Raw genomic sequence first — 23,640 nt, 5'->3', positions numbered from 1 at the left:
CACCCATGCGACTGGCGATGGTCGCGGGCGAAGCCTCCGGCGACCTGCTCGCCGGATTGCTGCTGGGCGGGCTGCGCGAGCGCTGGCCGGCGCTGGCTGCCGCCGGCATCGGCGGCCCGAAGATGGCGGCGCGTGGCTTCGAGGCCTGGTGGCCCAGCGACAAGCTGGCCGTGCACGGCTATGCCGACGCGCTGCGCCACTACCGCGAGATCAAGGGCATCCGCGACCGCCTCGGCGACCGCCTGCTGGCCGAGCCGCCGGCGATCTTCGTTGGCGTCGACGCGCCCGACTTCAACCTCGGGCTGGAAAAGCGGCTGAAGGCCGCCGGCATCCCGTCGGTGCACTTCGTCTGCCCGTCGATCTGGGCCTGGCGCGGCGGCCGCGCGAAGAAGATGGCCGCCAGCTGCGACCACGTGCTGTGCCTGTTCCCGTTCGAGCCCGAGCTGCTGCAGCGCCACGGCGTCGCCGCGACCTACGTCGGCCACCCGCTGGCCGACGCGATCCCGGTCGAGCCGCCGCGCGCCACCGCGCGTGCGGCGCTGGGGCTGGGCGAGGCCGAGCCGGTGGTCGCGGTGCTGCCGGGCAGCCGGCGCGGCGAGATCGAGCACATCGCGCCGGCCTTTCTGCAGGCTGCGGCGCGTCTGCACCGCCAGCGGCCGGAACTTCGGTTCCTGCTGCCGGTGGCGCCGGGGCTGCGGGCGATGGTCGAGCCGCTGGTCGCCGCGCACGCCGGCGACGCGCCGATCCAGCTGCTCGACGGCCGCTCGCACGAGGTGCTGGCCGCCTGCGACGTGACGCTGATCGCCAGCGGCACGGCGACGCTGGAGGCGGCGCTGTTCAAGCGCCCGATGGTCATCGGCTACCGCATGGCCTGGCTGTCGTGGCAGCTGATGCGCCGCATGGGTTATCTGCCCTGGGTCGGCCTGCCCAACATCCTGGCGCGCGATTTCGTCGTGCCCGAACTGCTGCAGGACCGCTGCGAGCCCGAGGCCCTGGCCCGCGAGACGCTGGCCTGGCTCGACGACGCGCCGCGTGCGCGCGCCTTGCAGGCGCGTTTCGTCGAACTGCACCATCTGCTCAAGCGCGACACCGCGCGCCGTGCCACCGATGCCCTCGCGCAAGTTCTCGAAAGCCGCTCCTGAACAGCTCGACCTGGGCTGGCATCCGCCCGGTCTGGTGGCCGGCGTGGACGAAGCCGGCTGCGGGCCGCTGGCCGGGCCGGTGGTCGCTGCCGCGGTGATCCTCGACGACCAGGCGCCGATCGCCGGCCTGGCCGACTCCAAGGCGCTGAGCGCGCGCCAGCGTGAACGCCTGTTCGACGAGATCCACGCGCGTGCGCTGTGCGTCTCGATCGCGCTGGCCAGCGTCGAGGAGATCGACACGCTGAACATCCTGCACGCCCGGCTGCTGGCGATGAAGCGCGCCGTCGAGACGCTGCGCCTGCTGCCCAAGCGTGTGATGGTCGACGGCAACCGGCTGCCGGTGCTGCGTTTCCCCGCCGAGGCCGTGGTCGGTGGCGACGCCAAGGTGCCGGCGATCTCGGCCGCGTCCATCGTCGCCAAGGTGCACCGCGACCGGCTCTGCGCCGAGCTGCACGCGCGCTGGCCCGACTACGGCTTCGACGGCCACAAGGGCTATCCGACGCGGGTGCACCTGGACGCCCTGCGCCGCCTGGGCGCCTGCCCCGAGCACCGGCGCAGCTTCGCCCCGGTGCGTGCCGCGCTGGCGGCGGCCGAGAAGAGCACGGCATGACGAGCGTGCGCAGCATCACCTCGCGCGACAACCCGCTGCTGGCGCGCGTGCGCCGGCTGGCGCAGGACGGCAACGCCTACCGCCGTGTCGGCCAGGTCTGGCTCGAAGGCGACCACCTCTGCGCCGCGCTGCGCGCGCGCGGGCGGCCGGCGGCGCAGGCGCTCGTCGCCGTCAGCGCCTGGGAGCAGGGTGGGGCGCTGCGCGATCTCGCCGGCTGGGCGCAGGCGGTGGCCGTCGTCGACGACGCGCTGTTCGCCGCGGCCAGCGGCCTGGAGTCGCCGGCGAAGATCGGCTTCCTGATCGACGCGCCGGCCGGCGGCGCGGTGCTGCCCGACGCGCACGGCGTCGTGCTCGACCGCGTGCAGGACGCCGGCAACGTCGGCAGCATCCTGCGCAGCGCCGCGGCGCTGGGCGCCACGCAGGTGCTGGCGCTGAAGGGCACGGCCTCGCTGTGGTCGCCCAAGGTGCTGCGCGCCGGCATGGGCGCGCACTTCGCGCTGAACCTCGTCGAAGGGCTGGACGACGCGGCGCTCGATGCGCTGGCGGTGCCTCTGGTGGCGACGCTGCCGCATGCCGGCGCGACGCTGCGCGAGGCGGCGCTGCCGCCACGCTGCGCCTGGGTGCTGGGACACGAAGGGCAGGGCGTCTCGGCGGCGCTGCAGTCGCGCTGCACGCTGGCGGTGCGCATCCCGCAGCCGGGCGGCGAGGAGTCGCTGAACGTCGCCGCCGCGGCGGCGATCTGCCTGTACGAATCGGCGGCGCGCGGGCCTCGGTAGGTCAGTAGATCAGGCGGTCCGGGCGGATGTCGCGCAGGATCGTCGTCGCGATCTCCTCGATCGACTTGTGCGTCGACGACAGCCACTGGATGCCCTCGCGGCGCATCATCGTCTCGGCCTCGTTGACCTCGTAGCGGCAGTTCTCCAGCGCCGCGTAGCGGCTGCCCGGGCGTCGCTCGTTGCGGATCTGCGCCAGCCGCGTCGGCTCGATCGTCAGGCCGAAGCACTTCTTGCGGTGCGGCGCCAGCATCGACGGCAGCTTGCCGCGTTCGAAGTCTTCCGGGATCAGCGGGTAGTTGGCGGCCTTCACGCCGTGCTGCATCGCCAGGTACAGCGAGGTCGGCGTCTTGCCGCAGCGGCTGACGCCGACGAGGATCACGTCGGCCAGATCGAGGTTGCGCGAGCTCTGGCCGTCGTCGTGCGCGAGGCTGAAGTTGATCGCCTCGATGCGGTCGTTGTACTCCTGGCTCTGGCTGGCGTCGTTGAAGCGGCCGACGCGGTGGTTGGACTTGACGCCCAGCTCGTCCTCCAGCGGCTCGACGAAGGTGCGGAACATGTCCAGCACCAGTCCGTTGCAGCCCGGGCCCGTGACCTGCTGACGGATCTGCGGCTCGACCAGCGTGATGAACACGATGGGCTTGCGGCCTTCGCGCACCGCGACCTCGTTGATCTCGGAGACGACGGCGTCGGCCTTCTCGAGCGAGTCGATGAATGGCCGGCGCACGTGGCGCATCTTCACCGGGAACTGGTTGAGGATGGAGTTGCCGAAGGTCTCGGCGGTGATGCCGGTGCCGTCGGAGACGAAGAAGACGCTGCGTTCGGTCATGAGTTCACTTGGGGCGCCCGTGCCCCGTTTCTGGTCATCATAGGGAAAGACTTCCGTAGAATGCCTGCGAAGCATCCTGCCTTCACCTCGACGTGACCACCCCCGGCCGACAAACAGAATCCACAAGCGCTGGAGCGAGGGGTCAGAGCGTGCCTGCGGCAGCACCGGTTTTCTCACATCACGGAGCTTTCCCACCATGTCCCAGGCCAACTTGGCGACCGCCCTGGTCGTCCCGTTCGAACAACTTCGCATGACCGACGTCGAGGTCGTAGGCGGCAAGAACGCCTCCCTCGGCGAAATGATCAGTCAGCTGGCCGCCACCGGCGTGCGCGTTCCCGGCGGGTTCGCGACGACGGCACACGCCTTCCGCCTCTTCCTGCGCCACGGCGGCCTCGCCGAGCGCATCGAGGCGCGCCTGGCCGCGCTCGACACCGACGACGTGCGCGCGCTGGCCGAGGCCGGCGCCGAGATCCGCCGCTGGATCATCGAGACCCCGTTCCCGGCCGAGCTCGAGGCGGCCATCCGCTCGCAGTTCAAGCTGCTGGAAGGTGACAACCCCGGCGCGACCTACGCGGTTCGCTCGTCGGCCACCGCCGAAGACCTGCCCGACGCCTCGTTCGCCGGCCAGCAGGAGACCTTCCTGAACGTCAGCGGCATCGAGTCGGTGCTGCACCACATGAAGGAAGTCTTCGCGTCGCTCTACAACGACCGCGCGATCAGCTACCGCGTGCACAAGGGCTTCGCCCACGCCGACGTCGCGCTGTCGGCCGGCGTGCAGCGCATGGTGCGCTCGGACGTCGGTTCGGCCGGCGTGATGTTCACGATCGACACCGAGTCGGGCTTCGCCGACGTGGTCTTCATCACCGCGAGCTACGGCCTGGGCGAGACCGTCGTGCAGGGCTCGGTCAACCCCGACGAGTTCTACGTCTTCAAGCCGGCGCTGGCCGCGGGCAAGTTCCCGATCATCCGCCGCGTGCTCGGCAGCAAGCTGCAGCGCATGGAGTTCGCGACCGAGGCCGACCGCGCCGCCGGCAGCCGCCTGGTCAAGGTCGTCGACAACCCGCCCGAGATGCGCAACCGCTACTCGCTGGCCGATGCCGACGCCGTCGAGCTGGCCAAGTACGCGAAGATCATCGAAGCGCACTACGGCCGCCCGATGGACATCGAGTGGGGCAAGGACGGTGTCGACGGCCGCATCTACATCCTGCAGGCCCGTCCGGAGACCGTGAAGAGCCAGGCCGCCGGCAAGGTCGAGCACCGCTACAAGCTCAAGGGCCAGGGCACCGTGCTCGCCGAGGGCCGCGCGATCGGCCAGAAGATCGGCACCGGCCCGGTGCGTCTGGTGCACTCGATCGCCGAGATGGACCGCGTGCAGCCCGGCGACGTGCTCGTCACCGACATGACCGACCCGAACTGGGAGCCGGTGATGAAGCGTGCGTCGGCGATCGTCACCAACCGCGGCGGCCGCACCTGCCACGCGGCGATCATCGCGCGTGAACTCGGCATCCCGGCCGTCGTCGGCTGCGGCGACGCCACCGAGCGTGTGCAGGACGGCGCCCTGGTCACCGTCGCCTGCTCCGAGGGCGACACCGGCCGCGTCTACGACGGCCTGCTCGAGACCGAGGTCAGCGAGGTGCAGCGCGGCGAGATGCCTTACTGCCCGGTGAAGATCATGATGAACGTCGGCAACCCGCAGCTGGCCTTCGACTTCGCCCAGATGCCGAACTCCGGCGTCGGCCTGGCGCGCCTCGAGTTCATCATCAACAACAACATCGGCGTGCACCCGAAGGCGATCCTCGACTACCCGAACGTCGACGCCGACCTGAAGAAGGCCGTCGAGTCGGTGGCCCGCGGCCACGCCTCGCCGCGTGCGTTCTACGTCGACAAGCTGGTCGAGGGCATCGCGACGATTGCCGCCGCGTTCTTCCCGAAGCCGGTCATCGTGCGCCCTTCGGACTTCAAGTCCAACGAGTACCGCAAGCTGATCGGCGGCACGCGCTACGAGCCGGAGGAAGAGAACCCGATGCTGGGCTTCCGCGGTGCCAGCCGCTACATCAGCAGCGACTTCGCCGAAGCCTTCGCGATGGAGTGCGAGGCCCTGAAGCGCGTGCGCGGCGAGATGGGCCTGACCAACGTCGAGATCATGGTGCCGTTCGTGCGCACCGTGCGCCAGGCCGAGCGCGTGGCGCAGATGCTCGCCGACCACGGCCTGAAGCGCGGTGTCGACGGCCTGCGCCTGATCATGATGTGCGAGGTGCCGAGCAACGCCATCCTGGCCGACCAGTTCCTCGAGCACTTCGACGGCATGTCGATCGGCTCGAACGACCTGACGCAGCTGACGCTGGGCCTGGACCGCGACTCCGGCCTGGAGCTGCTGGCCAGCGACTTCGACGAGCGCGACCCGGCGGTCAAGGCGATGATCTCGCGCGCCATCGCCGCCTGCCGCGCCACCGGCAAGTACATCGGCATCTGCGGCCAGGGCCCCAGCGACCACCCGGACTTCGCCGAGTGGCTGGCCGCCGAAGGCATCGTGTCCATCTCGCTGAACCCGGACACGGTCGTCGACACCTGGCAGCGCCTGGCCCAGCGCTGAACCCGCGCCGGGCCGCATGTCCTCGGTCGGCAGCGGGGCGACGGCCAGCGGCGCGCGGGGTTTCCGCCGCCGCCTTCACGGCGCCTACCTGCTGTACACGCTGGCGCTGGCCGGCTTCATCGGGCTGATGGCGGCGGCCGAGCGCTTCGGGCTCGGCCGCAACCTCATCGGGCTGACGATGCTGCTGGGCACCGTCGTGCTCTACGCGGCCATCGGCCTGCGCTGCCGCACCTCGGACTCGGCCGAGTACTACGTCGCCGGCCGCCGCGTGCCGGCGTTCTACAACGGCATGGCCACCTCGGCCGACTGGATGAGCGCCGCCTCGTTCATCGGCCTGGCCGGCACGCTGTACCTGGGCGGCTACAACGGTCTGGCCTTCGTCATCGGCTGGACCGGCGGCTTCTGCCTCGTCGCGCTGCTGATCGCGCCGTACCTGCGCAAGTTCGCCGAGTACACGATCCCCGACTTCCTCGGTGCGCGCTACGGCGGCACGATGCCGCGGCTGGTGGGCATCGCCGCGGCGGTGGTCGTGTCCTTCGTCTACGTCGTCGCCCAGATCTACGGCGTCGGCCTGATCGTCGCGCGCTTCACCGGCTTCGGCTTCGAGATCGGCATCTTCGTCGGCCTCGGCGGCGTGCTCGTCTGCTCCTTCCTGGGCGGCATGCGGGCGGTGACCTGGACCCAGGTCGCGCAGTGCATCATCCTCGTCGTCGCCTACCTGGCCCCGGTGGCCTGGCTGTCGCTGAAGGTCACCGGCAACCCGGTGCCGCAGGTGGCGATGGGGCAGGTGCTGCAGTCGGTCACCGAGCGCGAGGCGCAGCTCGTCGCCGACATCGGCGAGCGCGACGTCATGGCCGCCTACGCCCAGCGTGCGGCGGTCGCCGGTGCCAAGCTGCTGGACGTGCCGGCGGCGATGGCCGACGACCGCGCCGCGGCGCAGCGCCGCGTCGAGCAGCTGATGGAAGCGGCGGCGCCGCTGGCCGAGGTGCAGGCCGCCCGGCGTGAACTCGCCGCGCTGCCGCGCACCGAGGACGAGGCCCGCCGGCGCTATGCCGACGAGCTGGCCGCGGCCGAAGCCTGGTCGCAGCCGCTGGGCGGCATGCCGCCGCACGCCCAGGCCTTCGCGGCCAACCCGCGCGGCGACGACCCGGCGGCGCGCATCAGCGACGAACACTCGCGGCGCAACTTCCTGGCGCTGGTCTTCTGCCTGATGCTGGGCACGGCCGGGCTGCCGCACATCCTGACGCGCTTCTACACGACGCCGTCGGTGCGCGAGTCGCGCCGGGCGGTCGGCTGGACGCTGCTGTTCATCTGCGCGCTCTACCTGACGGCACCGGCGCTGGCGCTGCTGGTCAAGCACGAGGTCTTCAACAGTCTGGTGGGCACGCCGTTCGACCGGCTGCCGGCATGGATCGCCAGCTGGGCCAAGGTCGATCCGTCGCTGGTGCAGGTCAGCGACGTCAACGGCGACGGCATCCTGCAGCTCGGCGAGCTGCACATCGGCGCCGACCTGGTGACGCTGGCCGCGCCCGAGATCGCCGGGCTGCCCTACGTGATCTCGGCGATGGTCGCCGTCGGCGGCCTGGCCGCGGCGCTGTCCACCGCCGACGGGCTGCTGCTGACGATCTCCAACGCGCTGTCGCACGACCTGTACTACCGCGTCATCGACCCCAACCGGCCGAGCTCGCGCCGGGTCGCGGTGTCCAAGGTGCTGCTGCTGGTCGTCGCACTGGCCGCGGCCTACGTCGCGTCGATGCGTGTCGCCGACATCCTGTTCCTCGTCGCCGCGGCGTTCTCGCTGGCGGCCTCGTCGATCTTCCCGGCGCTGGTGCTGGGCGTCTTCTGGAAGCGCGCCAACCGCTGGGGCTGCGTCAGCGGCATGCTCGCGGGGCTGGCCGTCACCAGCTACTACATGGCGACGACGCAGCCCTGGCTGCGCGGGTTGTTCGGCGTCTGGCGGCCGGTCGAGGACTGCATGTGGTTCGGCATCGCGCCGATCGCCGCCGGCGTCTTCGGCGAGCCGGTGGCGCTGGCGGCGATGGTCGTCGTCAGCCTGCTGACGCCGCGACCCGGCGCGGCCAGCGACGCGCTGGTCGACCGCATCCGCGACCCCCGCCCCGAGCGCGTGTGAGGCGGCCTCGGTGGGGCGCCGTTTCCGGGCTATAATCATCGGCTTTTCGCCTTGCCGCACCCGGGAATAGACGCTACGGGGCGGCTTTCCGCAACAGGAAACCCTCGAGGAGAATCAATGCGTCACTACGAGATCGTTCTGCTGATCCATCCGGATCAAAGCGAACAGGTTCCGGCGATGCTGGAACGCTACAAGACCCTGGTCACCGCCGGTGGCGGCAAGGTCCATCGGGTCGAGGACTGGGGCCGCCGTCAGCTGGCCTACATGATCCAGAAGCTCGCCAAGGCCCACTACCTGTGCCTGAACATCGAGTGCGACAAGCCCGTGCTCGAGGAGCTGGAGACCGGCTTCCGCTTCAACGACGCCGTCCTGCGCCACCTCACGGTGCGCAAGGAAAAGGCCGAGACGACGCCGTCGGTCATGATGAAGGCGGTCGAGCGCGAAGAGTCGCGCAAGGCCAGCCAGCAGGAGGCCTCGGCCTGACGCGCACGACTGCGCCTGCCACCGCGGGGTGCCGATGAACCGGCTGGTTCTTTCGGCGCAACTGGTGGAGCGGGGCGCGCTGCGGTACACCCCCGCCGGCCTTCCGGCCCTGGACCTGAGCTTGAAGCACGAGTCCGAGGTCGTCGAGAACGGCGCTCCGCGCAAGGTCTCCCTGGAGATCCGGGCGCTGGCGATCGGGGCGGACATCACCGCGGTGCTCACCACGCTGGCGCTGGGCAGCAACGCCGAATTCGGCGGCTTCCTGGCAGCCCTGCGCAACGGACGCGGCATGCGGTTCCACATCACGTCGGTCGCCCCGTTGGGCTGACCGGTCCACTGTTCCGGATAGTTTTCAGCATTCCCAGGAGGTCTTATGGCTCCCCCCCGTGGCAAGGGTCGCTTCTCGAAGGACAAGCGTCCGAAGCGCAACACCCAGTCTCTCCTGTTCCGCCGCAAGCGCTTCTGCCGCTTCACCGTCGCCGGCGTCGAACAGATCGACTACAAGGAAATCGACACGCTGCGTGACTTCATCAGCGAGAACGGCAAGATCACGCCGGCCCGTCTGACCGGCACGCGCGCCTACTACCAGCGCCAGCTGACCACGGCGATCAAGCGCGCCCGCTATCTGGCGCTGCTGCCGTACTCCGATCAGCACAAGGTCTGAGGAGCGACGACATGCAAGTGATCCTGCTGGAGAAGGTCGCCAAGCTCGGCAACCTCGGTGACATCGTCAAGGTCAAGGACGGCTACGCCCGCAACTTCCTGATCCCGACCAAGCTCGCGCGCCGCGCGACCGACGCCGCGATCAAGGAGTTTGCCGAGCGCCGTGCCGAACTCGAGAAGGCCGCCGCCGCCAAGCTCGCCGCCGCCCAGGCCCTGGGCGAGCAGCTCGCCGGCACCACCGTGCGCATCGTGCAGAAGGCCGGCGTCGACGGCCGCCTGTTCGGCTCGGTGACCAACGCCGACATCGCCGACGCGCTGACGCAAGCCGGCAAGGCGGTGCAGAAGTCGCAGGTGCGCATGCCCAACGGTCCGCTGAAGACCGTCGGCGAGCACCCGGTGTCGGTGGCCCCGCACGGCGACGTCGTCGTCGAGCTCACCGTCCAGGTGGTTGCGCAAGCCGACTGAAGCGCCTACGCTTCGTCCACCCTTCTGAAGAAGGCCGGCTCTTGCCGGCCTTCTTCGTTTTGGGTGTCAAGAGTTGTCCCCCGGCCGTCCCCCGACGACTCCCAGGCTGTCCACAGACTTGCCCACAGATCCGATGTCCGCGCTGTTCGAATCCCGAGGTTCCTCCGCTCCCGACGACGAAGTCGCCCGCCTGCGGGTGCCGCCGCACTCGAACGAGGCCGAGCAGAGCGTGCTCGGCGGCCTGCTGATCGACAACCTGTCCTGGGACCGCGCTGCGGACCTGCTGACCGACAGCGACTTCTACCGCTTCGAGCACAAGCTGATCTTCAGCGCGATCTCGACGCTGGTGAACCAGAGCAAGCCGGCCGACGTCATCACCGTCTTCGAGCAGCTGCAGAGCCTGGGCAAGGCCGAGGACTGCGGCGGCCTGGCCTACCTGAACGCGCTGGCGCAGAGCGTGCCGAGCGCGGCCAACATGCGCCGCTACGCGGAGATCGTGCGCGAGCGCGCGATCCTGCGAAAGCTCATCGCCGCCAGCGACGAGATCGCCACCAACGCCTTCAACCCGCAAGGACGCCCGGTGAGCAGCATCCTCGACGAGGCCGAAGGCAAGATCTTCAAGATCGGCGAGGAAGGCTCGCGCCAGAAGCAGGGTTTCCTGGGCATCGACAAGCTGGTCGTCGACCTGATCGACCGCGTGCAGGAACTGCACGACAACGGCGCCGAGGAAGTGACCGGCGTGCGCACCGGCTTCTACGACATGGACCGCATGACCGCGGGCCTGCAGAAGGGCGACCTGATCATCCTCGCGGCGCGGCCGTCGATGGGCAAGACCGCGTTCGCGCTGAACATCGCCGAGAACGTCGCCGTCGCCGAAGGGCTGCCGGTGCTCGTGTACTCGATGGAAATGGGCGCCTCGCAGCTGGCGCTGCGTCTGGTCGGCTCGCTCGGCCGCATCGACCAGCAGAACCTGCGCACCGGGCGCCTGCGCACCGAGGAATGGGAGCGCCTGACCGAGGCCGTCGACAAGCTCGGCCAGGTGCAGCTCTTCATCGACGAGACGCCGGCGCTGACCGCGCCCGAACTGCGCGCCCGCGCACGGCGCATGGCGCGCCAGTACGGCCAGCTCGGCCTGATCGTCATCGACTACCTGCAGCTGATGAGCGGCTCGTCGGCCAGCACCGGCGAGAACCGCGCCACCGAGATCGGCGAGATCTCGCGCGGCCTGAAGGCGCTGGCCAAGGAGCTGCAGTGCCCGGTGATCGCGCTGTCTCAGCTGAACCGGTCGGTCGAGACGCGCACCGACAAGCGGCCAATGATGAGCGACCTGCGCGAGTCGGGCGCCATCGAGCAGGACGCGGACATCATCATGTTCATCTACCGCGACGAGTACTACAACAAGGACAGCAAGGACCCGGGCGTCGCCGAAGTCATCATCGGCAAGCAGCGTAACGGCCCGGTCGGCACCGTGCGCCTGGCCTTCCTGAAGCCGCTGACCAAGTTCGAGAACCTCGCCCCCGACGCGATGTCGGACTACTAAGACGGGAGCTGCCGCGGCATGCTGTATAAAACAACAGCATGTCGCCGCCCCGCAGTTTCCGTCCACCCGCCCCGCCGCCGGCCACGCCGGCAAACGCCCCGCTGAAGGGCCGAGGCACGACCTGGGCGATCGCCCACCGCTTCGAGCGCGACGCGCGCGAAGCCTTCGACGACGGCTGGGGCGCCGTGGACGCCGCCGCCGGCGAGAGGCCGCAGTCCTTGCCGACGCAGGTCGTCGAGGAACACGCCGGCCGCATCCTGGCCGAGAACGACTCGCCGGACATCGGTTTCGAGGTTTCGCTGAACCCCTACCGCGGCTGCGAGCACGGCTGCATCTACTGCTACGCGCGGCCCTCGCACGCCTACCTCGGCTGGTCGCCGGGGCTGGACTTCGAGTCCCGGCTGGTGGCCAAGGTCAACGCCGCCGAGCGCCTGCGCGCCGCGCTCGGCGCACGCGGCTACCGGCCGCGGCCGATCGCCGTCGGCACCGTCACCGACGCCTACCAGCCGATCGAACGCCGCCTCGGGATCACGCGCGCGGTGCTCGAAGTCCTGCACGAGACGCGGCACCCGTTCTCGCTGATCACGAAGTCGGCGCTGGTCGAGCGCGACCTGGACCTGATCGTGCCGATGGCCGCCGCCGGCCGGGCCTGCGTCGACATCACGCTGACGACGCTGGACCCGGCCTTGGCGCGCCGGCTGGAGCCGCGTGCCGCCTCGCCCGAGCGCCGGCTGCGCACGATCCGCACGCTGGCCGAAGCCGGCGTGCCGGTCGGCGTCAGCGTGTCGCCGCTGATCCCCTTCGTCAACGAGCCCGAACTCGAGCGGGTGCTGCACGCGTCGCGGGAGGCCGGCGCGGTGCGCGCCTTCGCCATCGTGCTGCGCCTGCCGTCGGAGCTGTCGCCACTGTTCCGGCACTGGCTGGAGCTGCATGTCCCGGACCGGGCGGCGCGTGTGATGGCACGGGTACAGGAGATGCGTGGCGGCCGCGACAACGATCCGCGTTTCGGCAGCCGCATGCGCGGCGAGGGCGTCTGGGCCGAACTGCTGCGCCAGCGCCTGCACAAGGCCTGCGATCGTCTGGGCCTGCAGCGCCGGCACGAGGCGCTGGACGTGGCGGCATTCCGGCCGCCGGAGGGGGCCCAGCAGCGCCTGTTCTGATGCTCCGGCTTCAGGCCGCCGCTGCGACCGGCGGCTCGGGTTCGGCGCCCAGCGCGCTGGCGACGGCGCCGCGCAGGGCCAGGCCGCCGGCCTTGCGCCCCGGACTGTCGCCGATCGGCAGCCGGGTCGGCAGCGTGAAGTAGCGCTGGCGCAGGTCGTCGATCGTCGCCTGCAGTTCGGCCGCGCCCTCGATCCTGCCGTGGTGGCGCTGCAGCACCAGGCGCGCGGTGTCGATCAGCTTGCCATTGAGCGAGGCCCGGCCGTTGTCGAGCAGCGTGCGCACCGACGAGCCCGGGTCGCCGGCCAGGCTGAAGGCCATCGCCGCCTCGGACACCTCGAGCACCCGGTGCTGGCAGGCGCGGATGCGTTCGACGAACGGCGCGTGCGGGTGTGCCGCGCGGGCCAGCAGTTCCGTCATCGACTTCGCGGTGCAGTGGCGCAGGCCGATCGCGTCCACCCATTCGTCGGCCTGTTCCAGCGTGTAGCCGACGTCGGCCAGCCGCGCCAGCAGCGACAGCAGGTTGCAGGCGGCCTCGATGTCGAAGGAGGCTTCGCGCACCTCGAGCGCAAGGTCGGCCACGGCCTGCTGCACGTCGGCGTGCTGCAGCCGAAGCATCAGCTCGAGCACGCGCACCACGGCGGCGAAGCGCCGCAGGCGCTGGCTGTCGGGGCTGCGCGAGAGCAGGTGCTCCAGGTTCTCGGTGCAGCGCTGCACGCCCTTGGAGTCCGATTGCCGCCAGCGCACGAAGGCCAGCAGCACCAGCGTCTGCGGGTCGAACATCTTCGACGAGATGCCGATGCCCACGCTGCGCTCCAGCGCCTTCAGCGCGTCGTCGTGACGCTCGAGGTAGAAGGACAGCATGCCGACCTTCTGCAGCCGTGTCACCGAGTCCGGCGTCAGCGAGGCGGCGCGCATGAACACCGCCGCGGCCTCGTCGAGATTGCCCTGGTCGACATGGATGCGGCCCATCACGTCGTAGGCGTCGACGAAGTTCGGCTGGTCGGCGGTCAGGCTCTCCAGCGTCGACAAGGCCTTGCCCGGCTCGTTGGCCTCGACCTGCGCACGCGCGACGCCCAGGCGCGCCCAGGGCAGGGTCTGCGCCTTCAGCACCGCCTCGTACAGGCCCCAGGCTTCGCGGTGGCGGTCGTGGGTCAGCAGCAGCTCGGCACCGACGCGCGCGGCGAACAGCCAGAACTCGCCGCGTTCCTCGAAGCGCTTGAGGCACAGCCGGATCGCGTCGTCGAAACGCGACTCGTCGACGGCCTCGAAGATGTCACGCAGCACCTTCTTGCGCCGGCGGGCGTGCAGGATTCGGTCGCCCAGGCCGGCGGCGGTGTGGGGCTTGATCAGGAAGCTGTCCAGCGCCGACTCGGCCGCCTCGGCGACCTTGTTGTAGGTCGCCTCGCTGCTGATCATGATGAACACCGTCGACAGCGGCAGCAGCTGGTGGCGCCGCAGGTCGTCGAGCAACTGCTGCCCGGCGGCATCGTTGCCGGCGAAGTTGTTCTCGCACAGCACGATGTCGAAGCCCCGCGCCTCGAGCTGGTTGCGCGCGTCGGCGACACGGCCGCACTGGACGACGGTGCCGATGCCGAAGTCGCGCAGCTGGGCGACGAGGATGCTGCGCGAGGTCGGGTTCGGGTCGATGACCAGCGCCTTGCTGAGGTGGATGTCGCGGTCCAGTCTCATCGTGCGTCTCGCCCGGGCAGAGCGCCAGCCGCCGCACGCAGGCGGCGGGTGGAGGAGAGGGCGGGGCGGCTTGTCGTCATGCGCGGCATTTCGTGACCGTGTTGTCGGCCAGGCCGCCGCGCACTTGAGCGGTGCATGTCCCGTCAGGCGGGAAAACCTCTACTTGAAGAGGTCTTTGACCCGGTCGGTCCAGCTCTTGGCGTTCGGCGAGTGCCGGTCGCCACCCTTGCGGAAGGACTCGTCGAGCTCGCGCAGCAGCTTGCGCTGGTGCTCGGTCAGCTTGACCGGGGTCTCGACCGTGATGTGCGCGTAGAGGTCGCCCGGGTAGCTGGAGCGGATGCCCTTGATGCCCTTGCCGCGCAGGCGGAAGGTCTTGCCGTGCTGGGTGCCCTCGGGCAGCTCGATCTCGGCCTTGGAGCCCAGCGTCGGCACCTCGATCGTGCCGCCGAGCGCCGCCGTCGTCATGCCGACCGGCACCGTGCAGTGCAGGTCGTCGCCGTCGCGCTCGAAGATCTCGTGCGGCTTGATGCGGATCTCGATGTACAGATCGCCCGGCGGGCCGCCGTTGGTGCCCGGCTCGCCGTTGCCGGCCGAGCGGATGCGCATGCCTTCGTTGATGCCGGCGGGGATCTTCACCTCCAGCGTCTTCTGGCGCTTGATCTTGCCGCCGCCGCCGCAGGTCGGGCAGGGCTCGGGGATGATCTTGCCGCTGCCGTGGCAGTGCGGGCAGGTCTGCTGGATGCTGAAGAAGCCCTGGCGCAGGTGCACCGTGCCCGAGCCCGAGCAGGTCGGGCAGGTCTTGGGGCTGGTGCCGGGCTTGGCGCCGCTGCCGTGGCAGGTGTCGCAGCCGTCCCAGCTCGGGATGCGGATCTGCGACTCCTTGCCGGCGGCCGCTTCCTCCAGCGTGATCTCCATCGCGTAGCTGAGGTCGCTGCCGCGGTAGACCTGCTGGCCGCCGCCACCGCGGCGGCCGGCGCCGCCGCCGCCGAAGATGTCGCCGAAGATGTCGCCGAAGGCCTCGGCGAAACCGCCGAAGCCTTCCGGGCCCGCGCCACGGCCGCCCATGTTCGGGTCGACGCCGGCGTGGCCGTACTGGTCGTAGGCGGCGCGCTTTTGCGCGTCGGAGAGCATCTCGTAGGCCTCCTTGACCTCCTTGAACTTCTCTTCCGCCTTCTTCGCCTCGTCACCCTGGTTGCGGTCAGGGTGGTACTTCATGGCCAGTTTGCGATAGGCCTTCTTGATGTCGTCGTCCGAGGCGTTTTTCGCCACGCCGAGGATTTCGTAGTAGTCGCGCTTTGCCATGGGGGTGCCGTGAACAGCCAGTCGTCAAGCGTAAACGCCGCGCAGGGGTGCCGGAGTGGGCCGGCACGCCTGGACGCGGCGGGAAATCACGGCCGGGCGTGCTGCGCCGGCCGCGGGAAGATCACTTCTTGACTTCCTTGAACTCGGCGTCGACGACGTTGTCGTCGGCCGGCTTGGAGGACGAGGGCTGCGGCGCCTCGTCGGCCCCGGCGGCGGCACCGGCCGCGGCCTGCGCGGCCTGGGCGTCGGCGTAGACCTTCTCGCCGAGCTTCTGGCTGGCGCTCATCAGGGCTTCGGTCTTGGCCTCGATGGCTGCCTTGTCCTCGCCCTTCAGCGCTTCTTCCAGGTCCTTCAGCGCGGCCTCGATCTTCTCCTTCTCGCCGGCGTCGAGCTTGTCGCCGTGCTCGCCCAGCGTCTTGCGCACCGAGTGCAGCATCGCGTCGCCCTGGTTGCGGGCCTGGACGATCTCGAGCTTCTTCTTGTCCTCGGCGGCGTTGGCCTCGGCATCCTTCACCATCTTCTCGATCTCGGCCTCGGACAGGCCCGAGTTCGCCTTGATGGTGATCTTGTTCTCCTTGCCGGTGCCCTTGTCCTTGGCGCTGACGTGCAGGATGCCGTTGGCGTCGATGTCGAAGGTGACCTCGATCTGCGGCAGGCCGCGCGGCGCCGGCGGGATGCCCTCGAGGTTGAACTCGCCCAGGCTCTTGTTGCCCGAGGCCAGTTCACGCTCGCCCTGGAAGACCTTGATCGTCACCGCCGGCTGGTTGTCGTCGGCGGTCGAGAACACCTGCGAGGACTTGGTCGGGATCGTGGTGTTCTTCTTGATCATCTTGGTCATCACGCCGCCCAGGGTCTCGATGCCCAGCGACAGCGGGGTGACGTCCAGCAGCAGCACGTCCTTGCGCTCGCCACCCAGGACCTGACCCTGGATCGCGGCGCCGACCGCGACGGCTTCGTCGGGGTTGACGTCGCGGCGCGGTTCCTTGCCGAAGAACTCCTTGACCTTCTCCTGCACCTTGGGCATGCGGCTCATGCCGCCGACCAGGATGACGTCGTCGATCTCGCCGACCTTCACGCCGGCGTCCTTCATCGCGGTGCGGCAGGGCTCGATCGTGCGTTCGATCAGCTCGTCGACCAGGGCCTCGAGCTTGGCGCGCGTGAGCTTGATGTTCAGGTGCTTCGGGCCCGACGCGTCGGCCGTGATGTACGGCAGGTTGATGTCGGTCTGCGAGCTGTTGGACAGCTCGATCTTGGCCTTCTCGGCGGCTTCCTTCAGGCGCTGCAGCGCGAGCACGTCCTTGGTCAGGTCGACGCCCTGTTCCTTTTTGAACTCGCCGATGATGTAGTCGATGATGCGCTGGTCGAAGTCCTCGCCGCCGAGGAAGGTGTCGCCGTTGGTCGACAGCACCTCGAACTGCTTCTCGCCGTCGACGTCGGCGATCTCGATGATCGAGATGTCGAAGGTGCCGCCGCCCAGGTCGTAGACGGCGATCTTGCGGTCACCCTTGCCGGCCTTGTCCAGGCCGAAGGCCAGCGCCGCGGCCGTCGGCTCGTTGATGATGCGCTTGACCTCGAGGCCGGCGATGCGGCCGGCGTCCTTGGTCGCCTGGCGCTGGCTGTCGTTGAAATAGGCCGGCACCGTGATCACGGCCTCGGTCACTTCCTCGCCGAGGTAGTCCTCGGCGGTCTTCTTCATCTTGCGCAGCACTTCGGCGCTGACCTGCGGCGGCGCGAGCTTCTTGCCGCGCACCTCGACCCAGGCGTCGCCGTTGTCGGCCGCCGTGATCGTGTAGGGCATCAGGTCGATGTCCTTCTGCACTTCCTTCTCGGTGAACTTGCGGCCGATCAGGCGCTTCACCGCGTACAGCGTGTTGCGCGGGTTCGTGACCGCCTGGCGCTTGGCCGACGCGCCGACGAGGATCTCGCCATCGTCCTGGTAGGCGATGATCGACGGCGTGGTGCGCGCGCCTTCACTGTTCTCGATGACCTTGGTCGTGTTGCCTTCCATCACGGCCACGCACGAGTTCGTGGTGCCCAGGTCGATGCCGATGATCTTTCCCATGGTGTTCTCCTGAAATCTGGATTCCGGTTGTCTTGGAGTTGTGGCTGCCGGGCGGTGTTTCAAGCCCGGCGCGCGCAGGCGGTGGTCAGGACTTCGGTGCGGCGACCGTGACGAGCGCCGGGCGCAGCACGCGGTCGGCGATCAGGTAGCCCTTCTGCAGCACGACGACGACGGTGTTCGCTTCCTGGTCGGCGGGCACCACGCTGATCGCCTGGTGCTGGTGCGGGTCGAACTTCGTGCCCGGCGGCGGCGCGATCTGCACGACCTTGTTGCGCTCCAGCGCCTGGGTCAGCTGGCGCAGCGTCGCGTGCGTGCCCTCGAGCAGCTGCTCGGGCGTCGCGTTCTGGATCGCGATCGCGGCCTCGAGGCTGTCCTTCACCGGCAGCATGCTCTCGGCGAAGGCCTCGACGGCGAACTTGCGCGCCTTGGACACTTCTTCCTCGGCGCGGCGGCGGATGTTCTCGGTCTCGGCCTTGGCGCGCAGGTAGGCGTCGGCGACCTCGGCATGCTTGGCCTCGAGTTCGGCCAGGCGCGCCTCGGCGCTCGGCGCGGCCTCGGCCGCCGGTGCGGTGGCATCAGGAGACGGGGTGTCGGGGGAGTTCGGATTCGCGTTCATGGGCGGTTCGGGGCAAAACTCGGAGGGAGTTGGGGGCATCGGCCGGGCTTTCAAGAGCCTGTGTCGTCGAGGCTCGCGCTCCAGCGGTTCCAGTCGGCCAGCTTGCGGCGGTCGCGTTTGGTCGGGCGGCCTTGTTCGATGGCGGCGGCGGGTTCGGGCTGCAGGCGGCGGGCCTCGGCGGCGCGTTCGCGCGCGGCGATGCTCTCGGCGGTCTCGCGGTACAGCGTCTGCGCCACCGGCGCCGGGCCGCGCACGGTGCCCAGCACGAGCACGTCGACGACACGCTCGACGCCGCCCTGGCGCAGCGCGACGCGGTCACCGAGGTGCAGTTCGCGCGCCGGCTTGGCCGCCAGCCCGTTGACGCTGACGCGGCCGCGGTCGGCCTCCTCGGCGGCGATCGCGCGGGTCTTGTAGAAGCGTGCGGCCCACAACCACTTGTCCAGCCGCACCCGGGGGTCGTTCATCGGGTCTCCTGGCCGCCGCGCGGCCGCTCATCGGGCCGCGGCCCGCGCCTTGTGCTCCGCGTTCCGGTCTAGATCGTCGCGCCGAGCGCCGTGGCACGCTCGCGCGTCGCGCTGGCCTGCGCCAGGTCCGTTTGCGCGCGTGTGTTCCAGCCGGCCATGTGGCGCTCGGCGACGGCCGCCAGCGCGTCGATCCAGGCCGGCTGGTCGTTGAGGCACTCGATGTACTCGAAGCGTTCGCCGCCGCAGGAGAGGAAGGCTTCGCGCGCCTCCTCGTTGATCTCCTCGAGCGTCTCCAGGCAGTCGGAGACGAAGCCCGGGCACATGACGTCGACGCGGCGCAGGCCCTCGGCGGCCAGGCGGCGCAGCGTCGGCTCGGTGTAGGGCTCCAGCCACTTGGCGTTGCCGAAGCGGCTCTGGAAGGTCACGACGACGTGCTCGGGCTCGAGGCCGAGGCGCTCGCGCAGCAGCCGCGCGGTCTTGTGGCACTGGCAGTGATAGGGGTCGCCGAGCACCAGCGTGCGGTGCGGCACGCCGTGGAAGCTCAGCAGCAGGCGCTCGCCGCGGCCGTGGGCGTGCCAGTGCGCGCGCACGCGCTCGGCCAGCGCGCCGATGTAGCCGGGGTCGTCGTGGTACTCGTTGACGAAGCGGAACTCGGGCAGGCGGCGCGCGCCGGCGCTCCACTTCATCACCGCGTCGCTGACGCTGCCGGTCGTGGCGCTGGCGTACTGCGGGTACAGCGGCAGCACCAGCACGCGCGTGGCGCCCTCGGCACGCAGCGCGTCCAGGCCGCGCGCGACCGACGGCTCGCCGTATCGCATCGCGACACGCACCTGGACCTGGTGGCCGCGAGCGCGCAGCGCCTGCGACAGCCCGACGGCCTGGCGGTCGCTCCAGACGGCCAGCGGCGAGCCCTCGGGGGTCCAGATCGTCGCGTACTTGGCCGCCGACTTGGCCGGCCGCGCGCTCAGCACGATGCCGTAGAGGATGGGCAGCCAGAGGATGCGCGGGATCTCGACGACACGCGGGTCGGACAGGAACTCGGCGAGATAGCGGCGCAGCGCCGACGGGGTCGGCTCCGACGGCGTGCCCAGGTTGACGAGCAGCACGCCGACGCGGTCGACGTCGCCATGGCGATGAGGCGGCTCGGGCCGGTACGTCATGCCGCCGAACCGCGTGCACCGCGGTCGAGTTCGGCCAGCATCTCCTCGACTGTCACCGGCTTGGTCCAGCAGCCGTCGAAGCCGGCCTCGGCCGCCTGGGCGGCGACCTGGGCCGGGTCGTCGGCGGTGCAGAGATAGGCCGGCAGCGGCCGCCCCCCCAGCACCCGGCGCAGCGCGGGCAGCAACTCGAAGCCGTTGGTGTCGGGCAGGTGCAGGTCGATGACCAGCGCCTCGGCGGGGAACTCGGCCGCGATCTCCAGCGCCTCGGCGCCGGTGGACGCGCAGGCCACCTCGAATCGACCGGCGCAGCGGCAGGTCTCCTCGAAGAGCAGGGTGTTGATCCGGTCGTCGTCGACGTACAGCACGCGCATGGCGGGGCGGAAGGCTAGAGCAGGTCAGCCGCGAGCAGCGGCTGGGTGTCGTCGAAACGGAGGACGTCGAAGAGCACGCAGGTGGCCGCCGGGTCTCCGGGCGAGCCGCCCAGGCCGATCTCGCCGCTGCCGTGCAGGGTGCAGCTGCCGCGGCGCAGGCTGACGATCTCGCCGTCGGCAAAACGCACGTAGGTGCCGTTGTAGCTGAGGTCGGTGAGCTGGAAGGCGCCGCCGTGCCAGTCGACGCGGGCATGCGAGCGCGACACGCGCGAGTCGTCGACGCGGAACTCGGCCTGCGGGCCGCGGCCGAGCACCACCGGCAGCTGCCGGCTGGCGAAGATCTGGTTGTTGTCGATCCACTCGAGCCGCAGGCCGTCGGGCTCGGACACCGGGGCCGAGTCGCCGGCGAACTGCGTCGGCGGCAGGTCGGTGCCCGGGCGGCCGCCGAGCACGAAGACCTGCACCGGCTCGACGCGGCCGCGCAGCACCATGCGGTCGAGGCAGCGAAAGCGCGAGCGCGTCTGCTCGGGCAGGCCCTGCAGCACCTCGGCGGTGACCAGCGTCTCGTTGTCGCCGGCGTGGTCGAGCAGGCGGGCGGCGACGTTGACGGCGTCGCCGTAGCAGTCTCCGGCCATCTCGACGACCTCGCCGCGGGCCATCGCGATCTGCAGTTTCAGGTCGCGCAGGCCGGTGGACGCGCCGTGCTGGTGGCCGCGGCTGGTGATGCCGTCGAGAACCTCGTGGATCAGCGCGGCGGCCTGCAGCGCACTCGTCGGCCGCGGGAAGACGGCCATCAGCCCGTCGCCCAGCGTCTTGACGACATGGCCGCCGAAGTCGGCCACCGGGCGCGTCAGCGAGCCGACGCAATGCGTGACCACCGACGTCGCCTCGGCATTGCCGAGCGTCTCGTACAGCGCGGTGCTGCCGCGCAAGTCGGCGAACAGCACGGTGAGGTCGGAGATCTGCGTCATTCAGCGCCAAATTTTACCGTCACCCCCCTCCGACGAGAGGGCCTGCGGGTTAGGGCACAGCGTGCGGGTCGGGCACGGGGGCTCCGGACGGTCGAAACGGACGCGCCCTCGGTGGCGAGGGCGCGCGGGGGCTTCACGGCCGAAGCTGGGTCGCCGCCTGCGGCGGCGCCGTATCCGTCCAATCAGAGATTGTCCAGATACGTCCGCAGCTTGTGGCTTCGCCGCCCGCTGCGCGCTCGCTGTCGCGAGCGGCCGCCCGCTGCGCGCTCGCTGTCGCGAGCGGCCGCCTGCGGCGGCTTCGTATCTGTCCAATCAAAGATTGTCCAGATACGTCCGCAGCTTGTCCGAGCGGCTGGGGTGCTTGAGCTTGCGGATCGCCTTGGCTTCGATCTGGCGGATGCGCTCGCGCGTGACGTCGAACTGCTTGCCGACTTCTTCCAGCGTGTGGTCGGTGCTCATCTCGATGCCGAAGCGCATGCGCAGCACCTTGGCTTCGCGCGGCGTCAGGCTGTCGAGGATGTCCTTGACGACCTCGCGCAGGCCGGCCTGCATCGCGGCGTCGACCGGGGCCACGTTGTTCGTGTCCTCGATGAAGTCGCCCAGGTGGCTGTCGTCGTCGTCGCCGATCGGCGTCTCCATGGAGATCGGCTCCTTGGCGATCTTCATGATCTTGCGGATCTTGTCCTCGGGGATCTCCATCTTCTCGGCCAGCGTCGGCGCGTCGGGTTCGAAGCCGAACTCCTGCAGGTGCTGGCGCGAGATGCGGTTCATCTTGTTGATCGTCTCGATCATGTGAACCGGGATGCGGATCGTGCGCGCCTGGTCGGCGATCGAGCGCGTGATCGCCTGGCGGATCCACCAGGTGGCGTAGGTCGAGAACTTGTAGCCGCGGCGGTATTCGAACTTGTCGACCGCCTTCATCAGGCCGATGTTGCCTTCCTGGATCAGGTCCAGGAACTGCAGGCCGCGGTTGGTGTACTTCTTCGCGATCGAGATCACCAGGCGCAGGTTGGCCTCGATCATCTCCTTCTTCGCGTCGCGGCTGGCCTTCTCGCCGGCGTTCATGTGCCGGTTGATCTCCTTCAGATCGTCCAGCGGCACGACGGCGCGGCCCTGCAGGTCGATGAGCTTCTGCTGCAGCTCCTGCACGGCCGGCAGGTTGCGGCCGAGCACCGCCGAGTACGGCTTGCCGGCGGCGGCTTCCTTCTCGGCCCACTTGAGGTTCAGGACGTTGGGCGGGAAGGTCTTGATGAACTGTTCCTGCGGCATGCCGCACTTGTCGACGACGATCTTGCGGATCTCGCGCTCGTAGCGGCGCACGTCGTCGACCTGGGCGCGCAGGATCTGGCACAGCTTCTCGATCGTCTTGACCGTGAAGCGGATCGTCATCAGGTCCTGGCTGATCGCTTCCTGGGCCTTGTTGTAGGCCGGCGACTTGTAGCCGTCCTTCTCGTAGGCCTTGCGCATGCGGTCGAAGTGCGAGCGCAGCAGGTCGAACTTCTCCAGCGCCTGCTTCTTCAGCTCCTCGAGCTTCTTCGTCAGCGCCTTGCTGCCACCGGCGCCGTCGTCGTCGTCGTCCTCGTCGAACTCGTCGAAGTCTTCTTCGGCGACGTAGTCGTCGGCCTCGTCGTCGCTGACGAAGCCGTCGACGACCTCGGAGATCTGCATCTCGCCGGCGGCGATCTTGTCGGCCATCGCCAGGATCTCGGCGATCGTCGTCGGGCTGGCGCTGATGGCCAGCATCATCGCCTGCAGGCCGCCTTCGATGCGCTTGGCGATCTCGATCTCGCCTTCACGCGTGAGCAGCTCGACCGAGCCCATCTCGCGCATGTACATGCGCACCGGGTCGGTGGTGCGGCCGAACTCGCTGTCGACGGTCGACAGCGCGGCTTCGGCGGCTTCCTCGGCTTCCTCGTCGGTCGCGGTGGCGGTGTTGCTGCCGTTGATCAGCAGCGTGGCGGCGTCGGGCGCCTGCTCGTAGACCGCGATGCCCATGTCGTTGAGCATCGAGACGATGGCCTCGAGGATCTCGTTGTCGACGAGCTTCTCGGGCAGGTGGTCGTTGATCTCCTGATGGGTCAGGAAACCACGCGTCTTGCCCATCTTGATGAGGGTCTTGAGCTCCTGGCGGCGCTTGGCGACTTCCTCTTCGGTGAGCATGGTCTCGTCGAGACCGAACTCGCGCATCAGCGCGCGCTCCTTGGCGCGGCTGACCTTCATGCGCAGCGGCTTGGCCTTGGCTTCCTTGCCCTCGCTCGCGTCGACCTCGACCTCGGCTTCGACCTCGGTTTCCGGCTCGACCTCGAGTTCGGCCTCGAGTTCGACATCCAGGTCCTCGTCGTCGGCGGCCTTCTTCGACTCCTTCTTGCCGGCCTTGGCCTTGGTGTCGGTCTTGGCCGGCGCTTTGGCCGCCTTCTTCGCCGGCTTGGCGGTTTCGGCGGCGGCGGCCTTGGTCTTGGGAGTCTTGGCCTCGGCGGCGTCGGCGGGGGCAGCGGATGCGGGCTTCTTGGCGGTCATGCGGTTCCTCGGGAAGGTTTCCACGGCCACGCCCCGCCTTGCGTTCGCCGCAAGGCGTGCGGGATCACGCCGCGACGAGCGGCGTCCTGGGGTGGCGC

The 23,640-nt window shown here is 69.8% G+C and carries 21 protein-coding genes; 11 read left to right on the top strand and 10 right to left on the bottom strand.

Going from position 1 to position 23,640, the window contains the following annotated elements:
• The first annotated feature begins 5 nt into the window (after positions 1-5).
• The 3 genes from lpxB to LOC65_RS12435 are packed head-to-tail and all read left to right on the top strand — an operon-like array spanning position 6 to position 2,528.
• Positions 6-1,142, top strand: a complete 1,137-nt coding sequence (lpxB, locus tag LOC65_RS12445; protein ID WP_230247683.1) for a lipid-A-disaccharide synthase — start codon at positions 6-8, stop codon at positions 1,140-1,142.
• On the top strand, positions 1,108-1,752 hold the full coding sequence (gene rnhB, locus LOC65_RS12440; protein ID WP_009858819.1) for a ribonuclease HII: 645 nt from the start codon (positions 1,108-1,110) through the stop codon (positions 1,750-1,752). Before lpxB ends, rnhB begins: the two co-directional genes overlap by 35 nt.
• Entirely contained in the window at positions 1,749-2,528 is a 780-nt protein-coding gene (locus LOC65_RS12435; RefSeq protein ID WP_029718337.1) for an RNA methyltransferase, read from the top strand. The genes rnhB and LOC65_RS12435 overlap by 4 nt, the downstream gene beginning before the upstream one ends.
• Before the next feature lies 1 nt (position 2,529).
• On the opposite strand, the gene LOC65_RS12430 is transcribed toward LOC65_RS12435, so the two are convergent.
• Positions 2,530-3,354 (bottom strand): pyruvate, water dikinase regulatory protein, encoded by an 825-nt coding sequence (locus tag LOC65_RS12430; protein ID WP_230247681.1) that lies wholly within the window; start codon positions 3,352-3,354, stop codon positions 2,530-2,532.
• A gap of 196 nt (positions 3,355-3,550) precedes the next feature.
• Here LOC65_RS12430 and ppsA point away from each other — a divergent pair, with 196 nt between their 5' ends.
• The 8 genes from ppsA (at position 3,551) to LOC65_RS12390 (ending at position 12,389) form a co-directional block, all read left to right on the top strand.
• Positions 3,551-5,947, top strand: coding sequence for a phosphoenolpyruvate synthase (ppsA, locus tag LOC65_RS12425; RefSeq protein WP_230247677.1), 2,397 nt, complete (start codon positions 3,551-3,553; stop codon positions 5,945-5,947).
• A gap of 16 nt (positions 5,948-5,963) precedes the next feature.
• Positions 5,964-8,078 carry a sodium:solute symporter family protein gene (locus LOC65_RS12420; RefSeq protein WP_230247676.1) on the top strand — a complete coding sequence of 705 codons (2,115 nt, stop codon included), beginning with the start codon at positions 5,964-5,966 and terminating at the stop codon, positions 8,076-8,078.
• A gap of 117 nt (positions 8,079-8,195) precedes the next feature.
• The gene (gene rpsF, locus LOC65_RS12415; RefSeq protein ID WP_009858824.1) at positions 8,196-8,561 is read left to right on the top strand and encodes a 30S ribosomal protein S6; all 366 of its coding nucleotides are present in this window, start codon (positions 8,196-8,198) and stop codon (positions 8,559-8,561) included.
• 34 nt (positions 8,562-8,595) lie between these two features.
• Entirely contained in the window at positions 8,596-8,889 is a 294-nt protein-coding gene (priB, locus tag LOC65_RS12410; RefSeq protein WP_029718340.1) for a primosomal replication protein N, read from the top strand.
• Positions 8,890-8,934: 45 nt separating this feature from the next.
• Positions 8,935-9,225: a 30S ribosomal protein S18 gene (gene rpsR / locus LOC65_RS12405; RefSeq protein WP_029718341.1), complete on the top strand. Its 291-nt coding sequence runs from the start codon at positions 8,935-8,937 to the stop codon at positions 9,223-9,225.
• Between the two features lie 11 nt (positions 9,226-9,236).
• Entirely contained in the window at positions 9,237-9,689 is a 453-nt protein-coding gene (gene rplI, locus LOC65_RS12400; RefSeq protein ID WP_009858826.1) for a 50S ribosomal protein L9, read from the top strand.
• A gap of 133 nt (positions 9,690-9,822) precedes the next feature.
• Entirely contained in the window at positions 9,823-11,229 is a 1,407-nt protein-coding gene (dnaB, locus tag LOC65_RS12395; RefSeq protein ID WP_009858827.1) for a replicative DNA helicase, read from the top strand.
• 38 nt (positions 11,230-11,267) lie between these two features.
• A complete protein-coding gene (locus LOC65_RS12390) occupies positions 11,268-12,389 on the top strand; it encodes a PA0069 family radical SAM protein (RefSeq protein ID WP_230247675.1) in 1,122 nt (373 codons plus the stop codon).
• 10 nt (positions 12,390-12,399) lie between these two features.
• Here LOC65_RS12390 and LOC65_RS12385 read toward each other — a convergent pair whose 3' ends face one another.
• From LOC65_RS12385 to rpoD, 9 genes are all read right to left on the bottom strand, one after another.
• Positions 12,400-14,079, bottom strand: coding sequence for a response regulator (locus LOC65_RS12385; protein WP_230247674.1), 1,680 nt, complete (start codon positions 14,077-14,079; stop codon positions 12,400-12,402).
• Positions 14,080-14,238: 159 nt separating this feature from the next.
• Entirely contained in the window at positions 14,239-15,381 is a 1,143-nt protein-coding gene (gene dnaJ, locus LOC65_RS12380) for a molecular chaperone DnaJ (RefSeq protein ID WP_230247673.1), read from the bottom strand.
• A 121-nt stretch (positions 15,382-15,502) separates the two neighbouring features.
• A complete protein-coding gene (dnaK, locus tag LOC65_RS12375; RefSeq protein WP_230247672.1) occupies positions 15,503-17,443 on the bottom strand; it encodes a molecular chaperone DnaK in 1,941 nt (646 codons plus the stop codon).
• Positions 17,444-17,528: 85 nt separating this feature from the next.
• Entirely contained in the window at positions 17,529-18,059 is a 531-nt protein-coding gene (grpE, locus tag LOC65_RS12370; protein WP_230247671.1) for a nucleotide exchange factor GrpE, read from the bottom strand.
• A gap of 50 nt (positions 18,060-18,109) precedes the next feature.
• The gene (locus LOC65_RS12365; protein ID WP_009858833.1) at positions 18,110-18,523 is read right to left on the bottom strand and encodes an RNA-binding S4 domain-containing protein; all 414 of its coding nucleotides are present in this window, start codon (positions 18,521-18,523) and stop codon (positions 18,110-18,112) included.
• Positions 18,524-18,591: 68 nt separating this feature from the next.
• Positions 18,592-19,683, bottom strand: a complete 1,092-nt coding sequence (gene hemH / locus LOC65_RS12360; RefSeq protein WP_009858834.1) for a ferrochelatase — start codon at positions 19,681-19,683, stop codon at positions 18,592-18,594.
• On the bottom strand, positions 19,680-20,054 hold the full coding sequence (locus LOC65_RS12355; RefSeq protein ID WP_009858835.1) for a response regulator: 375 nt from the start codon (positions 20,052-20,054) through the stop codon (positions 19,680-19,682). Before LOC65_RS12355 ends, hemH begins: the two co-directional genes overlap by 4 nt.
• A 14-nt stretch (positions 20,055-20,068) precedes the next feature.
• On the bottom strand, positions 20,069-21,025 hold the full coding sequence (locus LOC65_RS12350; RefSeq protein WP_009858836.1) for an adenylate/guanylate cyclase domain-containing protein: 957 nt from the start codon (positions 21,023-21,025) through the stop codon (positions 20,069-20,071).
• Positions 21,026-21,337: 312 nt separating this feature from the next.
• The gene (gene rpoD / locus LOC65_RS12345; RefSeq protein ID WP_230247670.1) at positions 21,338-23,542 is read right to left on the bottom strand and encodes an RNA polymerase sigma factor RpoD; all 2,205 of its coding nucleotides are present in this window, start codon (positions 23,540-23,542) and stop codon (positions 21,338-21,340) included.
• Positions 23,543-23,640 lie beyond the last annotated feature (98 nt).

Origin of the sequence: Rubrivivax sp. JA1055, assembly GCF_020966565.1 — a bacterium.
In the GTDB taxonomy this organism is placed as follows: domain Bacteria; phylum Pseudomonadota; class Gammaproteobacteria; order Burkholderiales; family Burkholderiaceae_C; genus Rubrivivax; species Rubrivivax benzoatilyticus.
This window is presented reverse-complemented; position numbering and strand designations above follow the sequence as displayed.

Bases quoted from the DNA above. Each gene is read 5' to 3' on its own strand.
- lpxB (WP_230247683.1), top strand. From the start codon at position 6: ATGCGACTGGCGATGGTCGCGGGCGAAGCCTCCGGCGACCTGCTCGCC.
- rnhB (WP_009858819.1), top strand. From the start codon at position 1,108: ATGCCCTCGCGCAAGTTCTCGAAAGCCGCTCCTGAACAGCTCGACCTG.
- LOC65_RS12435 (WP_029718337.1), top strand. From the start codon at position 1,749: ATGACGAGCGTGCGCAGCATCACCTCGCGCGACAACCCGCTGCTGGCG.
- LOC65_RS12430 (WP_230247681.1), bottom strand. From the start codon at position 3,354: ATGACCGAACGCAGCGTCTTCTTCGTCTCCGACGGCACCGGCATCACC.
- ppsA (WP_230247677.1), top strand. From the start codon at position 3,551: ATGTCCCAGGCCAACTTGGCGACCGCCCTGGTCGTCCCGTTCGAACAA.
- LOC65_RS12420 (WP_230247676.1), top strand. From the start codon at position 5,964: ATGTCCTCGGTCGGCAGCGGGGCGACGGCCAGCGGCGCGCGGGGTTTC.
- rpsF (WP_009858824.1), top strand. From the start codon at position 8,196: ATGCGTCACTACGAGATCGTTCTGCTGATCCATCCGGATCAAAGCGAA.
- priB (WP_029718340.1), top strand. From the start codon at position 8,596: ATGAACCGGCTGGTTCTTTCGGCGCAACTGGTGGAGCGGGGCGCGCTG.
- rpsR (WP_029718341.1), top strand. From the start codon at position 8,935: ATGGCTCCCCCCCGTGGCAAGGGTCGCTTCTCGAAGGACAAGCGTCCG.
- rplI (WP_009858826.1), top strand. From the start codon at position 9,237: ATGCAAGTGATCCTGCTGGAGAAGGTCGCCAAGCTCGGCAACCTCGGT.
- dnaB (WP_009858827.1), top strand. From the start codon at position 9,823: ATGTCCGCGCTGTTCGAATCCCGAGGTTCCTCCGCTCCCGACGACGAA.
- LOC65_RS12390 (WP_230247675.1), top strand. From the start codon at position 11,268: ATGTCGCCGCCCCGCAGTTTCCGTCCACCCGCCCCGCCGCCGGCCACG.
- LOC65_RS12385 (WP_230247674.1), bottom strand. From the start codon at position 14,079: ATGAGACTGGACCGCGACATCCACCTCAGCAAGGCGCTGGTCATCGAC.
- dnaJ (WP_230247673.1), bottom strand. From the start codon at position 15,381: ATGGCAAAGCGCGACTACTACGAAATCCTCGGCGTGGCGAAAAACGCC.
- dnaK (WP_230247672.1), bottom strand. From the start codon at position 17,443: ATGGGAAAGATCATCGGCATCGACCTGGGCACCACGAACTCGTGCGTG.
- grpE (WP_230247671.1), bottom strand. From the start codon at position 18,059: ATGAACGCGAATCCGAACTCCCCCGACACCCCGTCTCCTGATGCCACC.
- LOC65_RS12365 (WP_009858833.1), bottom strand. From the start codon at position 18,523: ATGAACGACCCCCGGGTGCGGCTGGACAAGTGGTTGTGGGCCGCACGC.
- hemH (WP_009858834.1), bottom strand. From the start codon at position 19,683: ATGACGTACCGGCCCGAGCCGCCTCATCGCCATGGCGACGTCGACCGC.
- LOC65_RS12355 (WP_009858835.1), bottom strand. From the start codon at position 20,054: ATGCGCGTGCTGTACGTCGACGACGACCGGATCAACACCCTGCTCTTC.
- LOC65_RS12350 (WP_009858836.1), bottom strand. From the start codon at position 21,025: ATGACGCAGATCTCCGACCTCACCGTGCTGTTCGCCGACTTGCGCGGC.
- rpoD (WP_230247670.1), bottom strand. From the start codon at position 23,542: ATGACCGCCAAGAAGCCCGCATCCGCTGCCCCCGCCGACGCCGCCGAG.